This window comes from Pseudokineococcus lusitanus, from assembly GCF_003751265.1.
Classification (GTDB): domain Bacteria; phylum Actinomycetota; class Actinomycetes; order Actinomycetales; family Quadrisphaeraceae; genus Pseudokineococcus; species Pseudokineococcus lusitanus.
Genome location: NZ_RJKN01000009.1, coordinates 94,237 through 107,240 on the forward strand (window position 1 = coordinate 94,237; position 13,004 = coordinate 107,240).

Consider the following 13,004-nt stretch of genomic DNA (forward strand, 5'->3'; position numbering starts at 1 on the left):
CGGCCTCAGGCGTCGCCGCAGCCGCTGAGCTCCAGGCCCCGCTCCCCCGACGCCACCACCTCGCCCTGCCCGGCCCGCGCGTCCGCCCACGGGCCGAGCCCTGCCAGCAGCGCGTCGCGCCCGGCCGCCTCGTCGAGGAGGACGCGGACGGCGACGCAGACCCGCGCCGGGTCGTCGGGGTCGGTCCAGGCGGTCCACGCGTCGCCCGTCCACGCGTCGGTAACGACGTCGGCGGGGTCGAAGGCGTACCCGCCCTCCTCCCCCGTCCCCACCAGCGGCAGCAGGGTCAGGCCGAGCAGCCCGAGACCGCCCGTGCCGAGCGCCTCGGCGCCGTCCGGCACCGGCGGGGCCTCGACGGCCGCGGCCGGCTCGAGCCCCGTCGCCGCTCCCGGGTCCGGCACCGCCGCCAGCACCTGCTCCGTCGTCGTCAGCGGGGCGGCCAGCAGCGCGTCGACGGCCTCCGGCCCCTCCTCCGCGACCGCCTCGACCGGCAGGTACCCGTAGTCGTAGGGGAAGAAGGCGAGCGCGTCGGCGAGGGGGTCCCGGGCGCCGTCGTCGGGCGGGGCCTGCGCCGCGTCCGCCTCCAGCGCGGCGTCGTAGGCCGCCCGGCCGTCGGCGTCGAGCGCGTCGTACCAGGCCCAGGCGACCCGCTCGGCGCTGCCCTCGACGACGGCGACCTCCGCCGTCCACTGCTCCGGCGTCCGCGGCGCGTCGAGCCGGGCGTCGAGGTCGACCTGCTGGTCGTCGAGGGCGTGCGTCAGCTCGTGGACGAGCACGCGCTCGACGAGCGGCGTCCACTCCTGCCCGCGCAGGAGCACCGACCCGTCGGTGCCGTCGTAGAAGCCGACGACGTCGGCGTCGCCCGCCTCCGCCGCGGCCCGGAACGCGGCGGCCGACGGCGTGAGCCCCAGCGCGGCGTAGGCCTCGGCGCGGCCGCCCCCGGGGTCGTCGAGACCGGGCGGCCCGTCGACGAGCTCGCCGCCGGTGCCCCCGTCGGCGTCGGCGCCCTCGCCGCCCGCGTCCGTGCCCTCGAGGGCCGCGGCGAACGCGGCGTCGTCGAGCGCCTCGACCGGCACCTCCTCGCGCCACGCGACGCCGCGCTCGCGGGCCACGAGCTCGCGCAGGCGCGGCAGCTCGTCGGGCAGCGCCTCCGCGACGGTGCGGCCCCCGGCGCCGGCGCCGGCGGCCCCCTCCTCGGTGGGCGCGCCGGCCGTCCCGCGCAGCTCCGCGGCGAGACCGGCACCGGCGGAGCCGCCGACGACGAGGCCGACGCCCAGACCGGTGCAGCCGCCCAGGACGAGGCCGACGCCGAGGCCGCCCGCGACGAGGGGCCAGACGCGGCGCCGGGGCGCGACGGGCGACGCGGCGACGCCCGCGGCGCGGTCGTCGTCGGGCAGCCGGGGGTCCTCAGGCGTCGTCGCCCTCACGCCGGTCCTCCTCGTCCCAGGCGCGGGTGCGCTCGGCGGCGGCCTCGAGCGCGCGGGTCGCCTCCTCCCGGGTCTCGTAGGGACCCATGAGCGTGCGGCCCAGGCTCTGCGGCCCGTGCTCCACCTCGCCCGTCTGCACGTTGTAGAACCACGCGGTCCGCTCGTCGGCCATGGGGCCATGGTGCCCCGGCGGGACGCCGGGCGGGCGGAGCCCGGGCCGTCGGCGTCCCCGCCCGCCGTGCGCGGGGATCAGCGGCGGCGCACCGCCCGGCGAGGCTCGTCGCTGCGGCGCCCCAGCTCCGCGACAGGGCCGGTGATCCGCCGGGCGCCGCGCAGGGCCTGCCAGGAGCTCTCGTGGGCGGTCGTCGCCGTGGGGTCCAGCCGGGGGTCGACGACGAGGCCCTTGTCGCCGCCGGACCGGATGTAGTGGAAGTCCACCTGCACCCGCTCGGGCGTCACGTCGAGGACGGCGAAGCCGTGGCCGATGCCCTCGAGGTGACGCACCCACGGGTTGCGCGCCTGGAAGGCCGCCGTCGTGCGCGCCGCCGCGGCCGCGGAGCCGAGGACCTCCTTGAACCCGTTGCTCGTCACCGAGGGGCAGACCATCTCCACGCCGGCCGAGCGACCGTCCGCCGCGTAGGTGGCGGGGTCGACGGGCAGGTCGACGGCCCACGAGGAGTGGATGTCGCCCGTGAGGACGACGGCGTCCGTCGACGCGGCGGCCATGGACGTGAGCAGCCGGGCCTGGTCGGCCTGGTAGCCGTCCCACTGGTCGGCGTTGAAGACCACCGGGGCGGTGCTGCCGGGCGCGTAGACCGGCGCGAGGACCGTCTGGTTGCCCACGAGGTGCCAGGCCTTGGTGCTGCCGGCCAGGGCGTCGACGAGCCAGTCCATCTGCTCCGGCTCGGGCAGGTGCCGCGACGGGTCGGCGAGGGCCGGGTTGGGCGCGCCCCCCACGGTGGCGGGGACCTGCTGCGAGCGGTTCTGCCGCGTCTCGACGACCGACAGGTCGGCGAGGTCGCCGAAGGAGAAGCGGCGGAAGAACTGGGTGCCGCGGTGGGCCGCGGGCTGCCAGCCCGCGGGCTCGCGGATCGGCATCCACTCCACGTACGCCTGGAGGGCGCGGTCCCGCCGCTCGAGGAAGTCGCCCTCGGCCCGCACGCCCTCCGGCTCGCCCGGCCCCGTGTACGGCGTGCCGGGGTCGTCCTGCTCCTCGTGGTTCTCCGCGCCCGTGGCGTACGCGTCGTTGGTGATCTCGTGGTCGTCGAAGATGACGACCCAGGGGTGCCGCGCGTGCGCGGCCATGGCGTCGGGGTCCGCCTTGTAGAGCGCGTGCCGCACCCGGTAGTCCTCGAGCGACACCATCTCGACCGCGGGCCGGTGGTCGCGCACGCCCACGAGCTCCGGGGGCCCGTAGCGGTCGCCGGACCCGGGGACGCCCGGCTGCGCGGGCGTGTTGCCGTACTCGTAGACGTAGTCGCCGAGGTGCAGGACGAGGTCGAGGTCGTCCCGGGCGGCGATGCCGCGGTAGGCGGTGAAGTAGCCGCCCGTGTAGTTGCTGCACGAGGCGAAGGCCAGCCGCAGGGCGTGGGTCGTCCCGGGCTCGTCCGGCGAGGTGCGCGTGCGGCCCACCGGCGAGACGGCTCGCCGGACGCGGAAGCGGTACCAGTACTCCGTGTAGGGCTCGAGGCCGTCGACGACGACCTTGACGGTGTGGTCCCGGCTCGCGTCGGTCCGCGTGGTGCCGCGGCGGACGACGTGCCGGAAGGCCTCGTCGGCGGCGACCTCCCAGACGACGTCGCGGGCTGGGCCGCGACCGCTGCCCGGGACCGCGTACGGCACCGGCGTGACGCGGGTCCACAGCAGCACCTCCGTGGCGGTCGGGTCGCCGCTCGCCACGCCGAAGCCGAACACCCCTCCACGCGAGGTGATGTCGCCGACCGCGGCCCGGGCGTCGGTCGTGGGGAGCCCCACGAGGCCGGCGGCGGCCCCGCCGAGCAGGACTCCCCGCCGTGACAGGTCGGGGCCCGTCCGGGCCGGGGCGGACGGGGCCGTGGGCAGCGCTGCGGTCACGTCCGAGGACGCTCGTCCGCCCCGACGTCCGCCGGGCGTCGCCGCGGTGAACGCCGGACGGCGGGCTCGCCACGGGTCGGGGCCGCGTGCCGGGCGGACGTCCGGCGGGTGACCGCGCCGCCCGACGGCGGACGGTGCTTGACTGCCGCCATGGCCGTCCCGACCACCGCGCCGCGCGGCGTGCTGCGACCCGGCACCGTCTCCCCGCGCCGTCCCGTGCCGGCGTCCGTGCCCCGCCCCGAGTACGTCGGCCGCCCGGAGCCCGCGCCGTCCACCGAGCCCGAGGTCAAGGACGCCGCCACCGTCGAGCGGATGCGGGTCGCCTGCCGGCTGGCCGCGCAGGCGCTCGCGGAGGTCGGGCGGCACGCCGTGCCGGGCGCGACCACCGACGACCTCGACGCCGTCGGGCACGAGTTCCTCATCGGCCACGGCGCCTACCCGTCGACGCTCGGCTACCGCGGCTTCCCGAAGTCGTTGTGCACGAGCGTCAACGAGGTGGTGTGCCACGGCATCCCCGACTCGACGGTGCTGGCCGACGGCGACCTCGTCAACGTCGACGTCACGGCGTACGTCGTCGTCGACGGCGTCGGGGTGCACGGCGACACGAACGCCACCTTCTGCGTCGGCGAGGTCGACGAGGAGTCTCGGCTGCTCGTCGAGCGCACCGAGGCGGCGACGCTCCGCGGCATCCGCGCCGCCGTCGCCGGCCGCGAGATCAACGTGGTCGGCCGCGTCGTCGAGTCCTACGCCCGGCGCTTCGGCTACGGGGTCGTGCGCGAGTACACCGGGCACGGCATCGGCACGTCCTTCCACTCCGGCCTCGTGGTGCCCCACTACGACGCCGCCCCGCTGCACGACGAGACCATCGAGGTGGGCATGACCTTCACCGTCGAGCCGATGCTGTGCCTGGGCTCCCCCGACAACGAGCTGTGGGACGACGGGTGGACCGTCGTCACGACCGACCGACGGCGCAGCGCCCAGTTCGAGCACACGGTGCTCGTGACCGAGGCCGGCCCCGAGATCCTCACGCTGCCGTGACCGCCACGACGGGCCACGAGGGCCTCCCCGCGCTGAGCGGCCGGGCGCTCGGCATCGACATCGGCGGCTCGGGCATCAAGGGCGCCCCCGTCGACCTGGCGGCCGGCGAGTTCGCCGAGGACCGCGTGCGGGAGGCGACCCCGCAGCCGTCCACCCCGGGCGCGGTCGCCGACGTCGTCGCCGGCATCGCGGCGCGCTGGCCCGAGGGCCCGCTCGGCGTGACCTTCCCGGCGGTCATCAAGCGCGGGGTCGCGCACACCGCGGCCAACGTCGACAAGGCGTGGATCGGCACCGACGTCGCCGAGCTGCTCCGGACGCTGACCGGCCGCTCGGTGCACGTCGTCAACGACGCCGACGCCGCCGGCGTCGCCGAGGCCCGCTACGGCGCGGCGAAGGGCGTCCAGGGGGTCGTCGTCGTCCTGACGCTCGGCACGGGCATCGGCACGGCGCTGCTCCACGACGGCGTCCTCGTGCCGAACACCGAGCTGGGGCACCTCGAGGTCGACGGCCACGACGCCGAGACGAAGGCCTCCGACGCCGCCCGGGACCGCGAGGACCTGTCCTGGAAGGACTGGGCCAAGCGGCTCCAGCGCTACCTCGAGACGGTCGAGGCGCTCCTGCAGCCGGACCTCCTCGTCGTCGGCGGCGGCGTCAGCAAGAAGAGCGAGAAGTTCCTGCCGCTGCTGGACCTGCGGACGCCGGTGGTGCCCGCCGGCCTGCTCAACTCGGCCGGCATCGTCGGAGCGGCGGCGCTGGCGGCGGAGGCGGCTGCGGCGGAGGGCGCCTCGGCCGGCTGACAGACCCCCTGACGACGAGAGGCCCCCACCGGTCGGTGGGGGCCTCTCGTCGTCGCGGGACGTGCTCCGGAGGTCAGGCGCGGGGCTCGCCCGTCGTCACGTCGTCCAGCGGGACGCGGACCAGACGGCTGCGCCGCAGCCACGGCGGCAGGAGCGCCACCGAGAGCAGCGCGAGGCCGTCGGCGTCGGTGGGCAGCTCGGCGTCGGGCTCCGGTGCGGGCTCGGCAGACGGCGGGGTCGACGGCTCGGCGCTGGGCTCGGGCTCGGCCGGGGTCGAGGGCTCGTCGGTCGGCTCGGGCTGGGCCGGGGTGGACGGCTCGTCGGTCGGCTCGGGCTGGGCCGGGGTCGTCGGCTCGTCGGTCGGCTCGGGCTGGGCCGGGGTCGTCGGCTCGTCGGTCGGCTCGGGCTGGGCCGGGGTCGTCGGCTCGTCGGTCGGCTCGGGCTCGGCCGGGGTGGACGGCTCCGGCGCCGGGGTCTCGACGGGCGGGGCAGGAGGTGTCGCGACCGGGGGCTGCTCGGCCGGGGGCTGCTCGGCCGGCGGCTTCTCCGTCGGGGGATCCACGACGACCGGGGGCTCCTCGGCCGGCGGCTCCTCGGCCGGCGGCTTCTCCGTCGGGGGATCCACGACGACCGGGGGCTCCTCCGTCGGCGGGTCCACGACGACCGGGGGCTCCTCCGTCGGCGGGTCCACGACGACCGGGGGCTCCTCCACAGGCGGCTCGACGACCGGGGGCTCCTCCACGGGCGGCTCGACGACCGGGGGCTCCTCCACGGGCGGCTCGACGACCGGCGGCTCCTCCACGGGCGGCTCGACGACCGGCGGCTCCTCCACGGGCGGCTCGACGACCGGCGGCTCCTCCACGGGCGGCTCGACGACCGGCGGCTGCTCGGGCGTGACCACCGGGGTGGTGGGCTCGGCGACCGGCGGCACCGGGTCCGCGACCGGCACGACCGGCTTGTCCGTCAGAGGCCGGTCGCCCGCGCCGGGCGGCACCGGCGCGAGGAGGTCGCTCTGGGAGCCGCTCGCGTAGTAGCTCTGGATGTCGAGGGGCGTGTCGGGACGTCCGGTGGCCCAGCGGGCCTTCTCGCCGTCGGAGCCGCCCGGCGCCGCCGAGGGCGCGAGCACCGACGCGGCGGTGGGCTGGGGGCGCGGGACGCCGTCCTCGGAGGCGAGCAGCGCGGTGTCGACGTAGACCATGCCGCCGGTCGCGGAGGCGACGGCGCCGTGGCCGGCGGCGACGAGGAGCACGATGCCGGCGCCGACGGTGACGACCTCGGCGGGGTTGCGACGACGGGCGCGTCCTGCGGCCATGCGTCTCGCCTCCCCTCGCCCCCGAGCTGCCCGGGTGGCGGGCTCGACGGATCGAGAGTAGCCCGGCGACGTCCGCGGGACCGAGGGTTCCGGGAGGCCGACGCGCCGCCCGGGCGGCTCCCTCACCCGTTCGGCGCACCTCCCGGTGGCGCCGGTGGTCGCCCCGGGCGGTCCCGGGGCGACCCGGCGTCGTGCCTGCTCAGGCGCCCTGCGACCCCGTCGCCGGCGGCGCCGCCTCGAGGTGGACGGCCTTGAGCGACGTCAGCTCCCCGAGCAGGTCCGGGCCGAAGCCCCTCCCCTGCCCGCTGGCCCGGCGCGGGTCGGCCGAGCCCCCGGGCGCCCCGCCGAAGACGGCGTTCACCTTGACCGTCCCCACCTCCAGCGTCTCCGCGGCCTCGAGGGCGTGCGCCGTGCTGGGCGTCAGCACCGTCGCCGCGAGGCCGTACGCCCCCGCGTCGGCCAGCGCGAGGCCCTCGGCGAAGGAGGGCACGCGCGTCACGGCGGCCACGGGCCCGAAGGTCTCCTCCGTCATGACCGCCATGTCGGCCGTGCAGCCGTCGAGCACGGTCGCCGGGTAGAAGGAGCCCGGCCCGTCCGGCCGCGCCCCGCCCGCGAGGACCCGTGCGCCGGCGGCCACCGCCGCGTCCACGTGCTGCTCGACGACGGCGCGCTGCCGCTCGTCGACGAGCGGGCCGAGACCGGTGCCCGGGTCGGCCGGGTCGCCGCAGCGCAGGCCGTCGGCGAGCGCGACGAGCTCGGCGAGGACGGCGTCGGCGACGTCCTCGTGGACGTAGACCCGCTCGACCGCGGTGCACAGCTGACCGGTGTTGGTGAAGGCACCGGTGGCGACCTGCTGCGCCGCCCACGCGGGGTCGACGCCCGCGTCGACGACGAGCGGGTCCTTGCCGCCGTTCTCGAGGAGGACGCGGGCCCCGCGGGCCCCGGCCGCCGCGGCGATCCGACGACCCGTCGCGGTGCTCCCCACGTGCGCGACGACGTGGACGCGCTCGTCGGCCACGAGGGCCGCGCCGGTCTCCCCGTCCCCGACGAGCACCTGCAGCACGCCCTCCGGCAGCGCCTCGGCGATGCGCCGGCCCAGCTCGAGACCCGCCCTGGCGGAGCGCTCGGACGGCTTGTGCACGACCGTGTTGCCGGTGACGAGCGCCGCCGCCAGCAGGCCCGCGGCCGCCGGGTAGGGGTCGTTCCACGGGGTCAGGACGGCGACGACGCCCCGCGGCTCCCGGCGGACGACGTCGACCGCGTCGACGGACCCGCCGAGGGAGCGGCCGGTGTCGAGGACGCCGGTGACGGCGGCCTCCTCGAGCAGCTCCGCCGCCACCTCCGCCGACGCCCGGGCCTGGCCGAGCAGGCGACCGGTGGTGCGCTGCAGCAGCGCCCCCAGCTCGTCGGCGTCGGCCCGGACGGCCGCGGCCGCGGCCCGCAGCGCGGCGGCACGGGCCGACGGCGCGGTCCGGCGCCAGGCGGCGCGGGCGGCCGACGCACCGGCCACGGCGGCCTCGACCTCGTCGGCCCCCGCGAGCCGCAGGGTCCCGGCGGCCTCCCCCGTCGTCGGGTCGACGACGTCGAGCGTCCGGTCCCCGCGCGCCGCGACGGCCCGTCCGCCGAGCACGTGCGTCGACGTCCCGGCCGGCCCGGCGGCGTCGCCGCCCGTCGTGCCGGGGGTGGCGACGGGGACGGCCGGTGCGGGCAGGGCGGGCTCGGGCGCCGAGGAGGAGGTCACGGGAGGCTGTTCTACCCGGTCGTCCCCCGGGGGCGCCCGTCGCCCGGGGCGCCGCGGGCCCCTGCGCGCCCGGTGGTCGGGGCCGTCGGTGCCGCACGGTAGGAAGTGCCCCATGCGCGTCCTCGGCGTCAACGCCGTCTTCCACGACCCCGCCGCCGCCCTCGTCGTCGACGGCCGCGTCGTCGCCGCCGCCGAGGAGGAGCGCTTCTCCCGGCGCAAGCACGGCAAGCGGCCCGTCCCCTTCTCGGCGTGGGAGCTCCCCGAGCACGCCATGCGCTGGTGCCTCGAGGAGGCCGGGCTCACGCCCGCCGACCTCGACGCCGTCGCGTACTCCTACGACGCCTCCTTCTGCCGCCCGGCGGAGGAGATGGGGCTGCAGGACCCGTGGGACCACCTGCGCACCACGTACGCCGAGAAGGCCGCCGGCTTCCTCGCGACGGCGCTGCCGGGCCTGGACCGCGACAAGGTCGTCATGGTCCGCCACCACGTGGCCCACGCCGCCTCCGCCGGCCTCGCCGTCGCGGGCGACTCGAGCGTCCTCGTGCTCGACGGGCGCGGCGAGCGCGGCTCCCACCTGGCGGGCCGGTACGTCGGCGGCCGCCTCGAGACGCTCGTGACGACCGACCTGCCCGACTCGGTGGGCCTCGTCTACGAGTCGCTCACGGACCACCTCGGCTTCCTCCGCTCGAGCGACGAGTTCAAGGTCATGGCCCTCGCCTCCTACGGCGAGCCGCGCTTCGCCGACGCGCTGCGGCCCTCGCTGCACGCGACGGGCGACGGCTCCTTCGTCGCCCGCGAGCCCGACTGGGAGCGCTTCGCGCCGCGGCGGGTCGACGACGGCACGTGGGGGGGCGCCCACGCCGACCTCGCCGCGTCGGTCCAGCTGCTCGTCGAGGAGCTGCTCGTCGACCTCGCCACGTGGCTGCACGGGCAGACGGGCGACCGGGTCCTCACGATGGCCGGCGGCATCGCCCTCAACTGCGTCGCCAACAGCCGGGTGTGGCGCGAGTCGCCCTTCGAGGAGGTCTGGGTCCAGCCCGCCTCCGGCGACTCCGGGACCGCCCTGGGCGCGGCCCTGCAGGTCACCGCGGACGCCGGCGTGGCCGTCGAGCCCATGCCGGGCGCCGACCTCGGCCGCTCCTGGTCCGACGAGGAGCTGGCGGCCTGGCTGCGGACGGCGCGCGTCCCCTTCACGACGCCGGACGACCTCGCGGGCGAGGTGGCCGACGTCCTCGCCGCCGACGGGGTCGTCGCGTGGTTCGACGGCCGGGCCGAGTTCGGCCCCCGCGCCCTCGGCCGCCGCTCGCTCATGGCGCACCCCGGCAAGGCGGAGAACCTCGAGCGCCTCAACGACGTCAAGGGGCGCGAGCAGTTCCGCCCCGTCGCGCCGATGGTCCTCGCCGACCGGGCCGAGGAGATCTTCGCCGACGGGCCGTTCCCGAGCCCGTACATGCTCTTCGTCCACCGCGTGCGCGACGAGTGGAAGGAGCGGCTGCCCACCGTCACCCACGTCGACGGGACGGCCCGCATCCAGACGGTCGACGCGGGGCGGACCCCCCGCGTGGCCGCGCTGCTGGAGGCCTTCGCCGAGCGCACCGGCCTGCCCGTCGTCGTCAACACGAGCCTCAACACCGCCGGCCGCCCCATGGTCGACGACCCGCGCGACGCCCTCGAGCTGTTCGGCTCGGCCCCCGTGGACGTGCTCGTGCTCGGCCCCCACCTCGTGCGTCGCGCGGACGCCTTCTCCGCCGCGTGACGACGGCGCCCCCGGCGGGCGCCGGCACGCCGGCGGCCGTCGTCCACGACGTCGTCGTCCCGAGCATCGGGCGGCCCAGCCTGCTGGCCCTCCTGCGCAGCCTCGCCGCGCAGGAGGGGCCGGCCCCGGCCGAGGTGGTCGTCGTCGACGACCGGCGCGACGTGACCGAGGACGGCGCCCTCGAGGCCGAGCTGCTGGACGCCCTCGGCGGCGGCGGCGCCCTGCCGTGGCGGCTGCGGGTCGTCCGCAGCCGCGGCGGCGGGCCCGCGGCCGCCCGCAACCTCGGCTGGCAGGTCACCGCCTCGCCGTGGGTGGCCTTCCTCGACGACGACGTGCTGCTGCCGGCCGGCTGGTCCCGCGGGCTGGCCGCCGACCTCGCCGCGGCGGGCCCGGACGTGGGCGGCAGCCAGGGCCGCCTCGACGTCCCCCTGCCCGCGGGCCGTCGCCCCACCGACTGGGAGCGCGGCACCAAGGGCCTCGAGACCGCCGCCTGGGCCACCGCCGACATGGCCTACCGCCGCGCCGCCCTCGAGGCCGTCGCCGGCTTCGACGAGCGCTTCCCGCGGGCCTACCGCGAGGACGCCGACGTCGCGCTGCGGGTCCGCCGCGCCGGGTGGCGGCTCGTGCGGGGCAGCCGCACGACGACGCACCCGGTGCGCCCGGCCGACCCCTGGGTGAGCCTGCGCGTCCAGGCGGGCAACCGCGACGACGCGACGATGCGGGCGCTGCACGGCCCGCGGTGGCGCGAGGTGGCCGAGGTCCCGCGCGGCCGCCTCCGGTGGCACGTGGCCACCTGCGCGGCAGCGGCTCTCGGGCTGGCCGGTGCCGTCGCCGGCCGACCGCGCCTCGCGGCCGCCGGCGTCGCGGGCTGGGCCGCCCTCACGGCCGACTTCGCCCGTCGCCGCATCGCCCCCGGGCCCCGGACCGCGGCCGAGGTGCGCGCCATGCTCGCCACGAGCGTGGCCATCCCGCCGGCCGCGCTCCGGCACCGCCTCGTCGGGACCCGCCGCGTGCGCGGCGGGCTGCCGTCCTGGCCGCCGCCCGTCGAGGCGGTGCTCTTCGACCGCGACGGCACGCTCGTCCACGACGTGCCCTACAACGGCGACCCCGCGCTCGTGGCCCCGGTCGACGGCGCCGCGGAGGTCGTCGCCGCGCTGCGGCGCGCGGGCGTGCTCGTCGGCGTCGTCTCCAACCAGTCGGGCGTCGCGCGCGGCCTGCTCACCCGCGCCCAGGTGGACGCCGTCAACGCGGCCGTGGACCGCGCCGTCGGGCCCTTCGCCACGTGGCAGGTCTGCCCGCACGGCCCGGAGGACGGCTGCCGCTGCCGCAAGCCCGGGCCGGGCATGGTCGAGGCCGCCGCCGCGGCGCTCGGCGTCCCGCCGGCGGCGTGCGCGGTCGTCGGGGACATCGGTGCCGACGTCGGCGCCGCCCGCGCCGCCGGCGCCCGCTCCGTCCTCGTCCCCACCCCGGTCACCCGTCGCCGCGAGGTCGAGGACGCGCCGCTCGTCGCCGACGACCTGGCCGGGGCGGTGCGCCTGCTGCTGCCCGGGGTCCTGTGACGGCCCCCGCGGCGCCGCGCGGCCGGGTGCTCGCCGTCCGGCTCGACAGCGACGGCGACGTCCTGCTCACGGGTCCCGCCGTCCGCGCGCTCGGGACGGGCGCCGACGGGCGGCCGCGCGAGGTGGACCTGCTCGTCTCGCCCGACGGCCGCGGCGCGGCGGCGCTGCTGCCCGGGGTGGCGCAGGTGCACGTCGTCCGCGTGCCCTGGAGCGGGTACCGCCCCCCGCCGCTCGACCTCGCCGCGGTCGAGGAGCTGCTGGCCTGGCTGCGCGGGCGCGCGCACGAGGAGGTCGTCGTCGTGACGTCCTTCCACCAGAGCCCCCTGCCGATGGCCCTGCTCGCCCGGATGGCCGGCGCGCCGCGCGTCGTCGGGACGAGCGAGGACTACCCGGGCTCGCTGCTCGACGTGCGGCACCGCCGCGGCGGCGGCGCGGACGGCAGCGGCGGCGGGCACGAGGTGCTCGCCGCGCTGGACCTCGTGGCCGCCACCGGCCGCGCGGTGGACGCCGACGACCCCGCGACCACGCGGCTCGCGGTCCGCGACGACCTCGTCGACGCCGCGGCCGCCGCGCTGCCGGCCGACCTCGCCGCGCTCGAGGCGCCGGAGGGGCGGCGGCGGCTCGTCGTCGTCCACCCGGGCGCCTCGGTCCCCGCCCGCGCGCCGTCGCCCGCGGTGGCCGGCGAGGCCGTCGCGGCCCTCGTCGCCGACGGGTGGGACGTCGTCGTCACGGGCTCGCCGGGCGAGCGGGCGCTCGTCGCCGACGTCGTCGCGCACGCGGCCGACGCCCCGGCACCCGCTGCGGGTCGGGCCGGCGCGGCGACCGGCCGGCTCGTCGACGCGGCCGGCCGCACCGACCTCGCCGGGCTCGCGGCGCTCCTGCGGGCCGCGCGCGCCGTCGTCGTCGGCAACACCGGCCCGGCCCACCTCGCCGCGGCCGTGGGGACGCCGGTCGTGTCCCTCTTCTCCCCCGTCGTGCCCGCCGAGCGCTGGGCGCCCTGGGGCGTGCCGGTGGCGCTGCTGGGCGACCAGGCGGCGCCGTGCGCCCTCTCGCGGGCCCGCGAGTGCCCGGTCGAGGGCCACCCCTGCCTCGCGCTGCGCGGTGGCACGGTCGTGGAGGCCCTACGGTCTGTGGTCGGCGCGGCCCCGTGAGGGCCCGTCGACCGCGCCCGACCTGCCCAGCCCCCCGCAGGTCCGGCGCGTGCACGGCCGGCCCGGGTGGTGGAGAAGACGCTCCCCGCGGACGGCTCACCGCGATGGGTGCCCCGAGCAGCCGCCGCGGGCCCGGAGGTCTGCAGAGAC

At 78.6% G+C, this 13,004-nt stretch carries 10 protein-coding genes; 5 read left to right on the plus strand and 5 right to left on the minus strand.

The features are described from left to right. Positions 1-5 precede the first annotated feature (5 nt). From EDC03_RS15555 to EDC03_RS15565, 3 genes are all read right to left on the minus strand, one after another. Entirely contained in the window at positions 6-1,427 is a 1,422-nt protein-coding gene (locus EDC03_RS15555) for a hypothetical protein (RefSeq protein ID WP_123381174.1), read from the minus strand. Beyond that, positions 1,408-1,599 (minus strand): hypothetical protein, encoded by a 192-nt coding sequence (locus EDC03_RS15560; protein WP_123381175.1) that lies wholly within the window; start codon positions 1,597-1,599, stop codon positions 1,408-1,410. The genes EDC03_RS15555 and EDC03_RS15560 overlap by 20 nt, the downstream gene beginning before the upstream one ends. A gap of 77 nt (positions 1,600-1,676) precedes the next feature. After that, a complete protein-coding gene (locus tag EDC03_RS15565) occupies positions 1,677-3,500 on the minus strand; it encodes an alkaline phosphatase D family protein (RefSeq protein WP_199720315.1) in 1,824 nt (607 codons plus the stop codon). Between the two features lie 150 nt (positions 3,501-3,650). On the opposite strand from EDC03_RS15565, the gene map reads away from it, so the two are divergent. Further along, positions 3,651-4,538 carry a type I methionyl aminopeptidase gene (gene map, locus EDC03_RS15570; protein WP_123381176.1) on the plus strand — a complete coding sequence of 296 codons (888 nt, stop codon included), beginning with the start codon at positions 3,651-3,653 and terminating at the stop codon, positions 4,536-4,538. Further along, positions 4,535-5,335 (plus strand): polyphosphate--glucose phosphotransferase, encoded by an 801-nt coding sequence (gene ppgK / locus EDC03_RS15575; protein WP_277872086.1) that lies wholly within the window; start codon positions 4,535-4,537, stop codon positions 5,333-5,335. The genes map and ppgK overlap by 4 nt, the downstream gene beginning before the upstream one ends. A 73-nt stretch (positions 5,336-5,408) precedes the next feature. Here ppgK and EDC03_RS17945 read toward each other — a convergent pair whose 3' ends face one another. Then, positions 5,409-6,647 (minus strand): hypothetical protein, encoded by a 1,239-nt coding sequence (locus EDC03_RS17945; RefSeq protein ID WP_199720316.1) that lies wholly within the window; start codon positions 6,645-6,647, stop codon positions 5,409-5,411. Between the two features lie 199 nt (positions 6,648-6,846). Next, positions 6,847-8,277: an aldehyde dehydrogenase family protein gene (locus EDC03_RS15585; RefSeq protein WP_422393836.1), complete on the minus strand. Its 1,431-nt coding sequence runs from the start codon at positions 8,275-8,277 to the stop codon at positions 6,847-6,849. Between the two features lie 223 nt (positions 8,278-8,500). On the opposite strand from EDC03_RS15585, the gene EDC03_RS15590 reads away from it, so the two are divergent. The 3 genes from EDC03_RS15590 to EDC03_RS15600 are packed head-to-tail and all read left to right on the plus strand — an operon-like array spanning position 8,501 to position 12,854. Next, a complete protein-coding gene (locus EDC03_RS15590; protein ID WP_123381178.1) occupies positions 8,501-10,144 on the plus strand; it encodes a carbamoyltransferase family protein in 1,644 nt (547 codons plus the stop codon). Then, on the plus strand, positions 10,141-11,703 hold the full coding sequence (locus EDC03_RS15595; RefSeq protein ID WP_123381179.1) for an HAD-IIIA family hydrolase: 1,563 nt from the start codon (positions 10,141-10,143) through the stop codon (positions 11,701-11,703). The genes EDC03_RS15590 and EDC03_RS15595 overlap by 4 nt, the downstream gene beginning before the upstream one ends. Next, on the plus strand, positions 11,700-12,854 hold the full coding sequence (locus EDC03_RS15600) for a glycosyltransferase family 9 protein (RefSeq protein WP_123381180.1): 1,155 nt from the start codon (positions 11,700-11,702) through the stop codon (positions 12,852-12,854). The genes EDC03_RS15595 and EDC03_RS15600 overlap by 4 nt, the downstream gene beginning before the upstream one ends. The last annotated feature ends 150 nt before the right edge of the window (positions 12,855-13,004 follow it).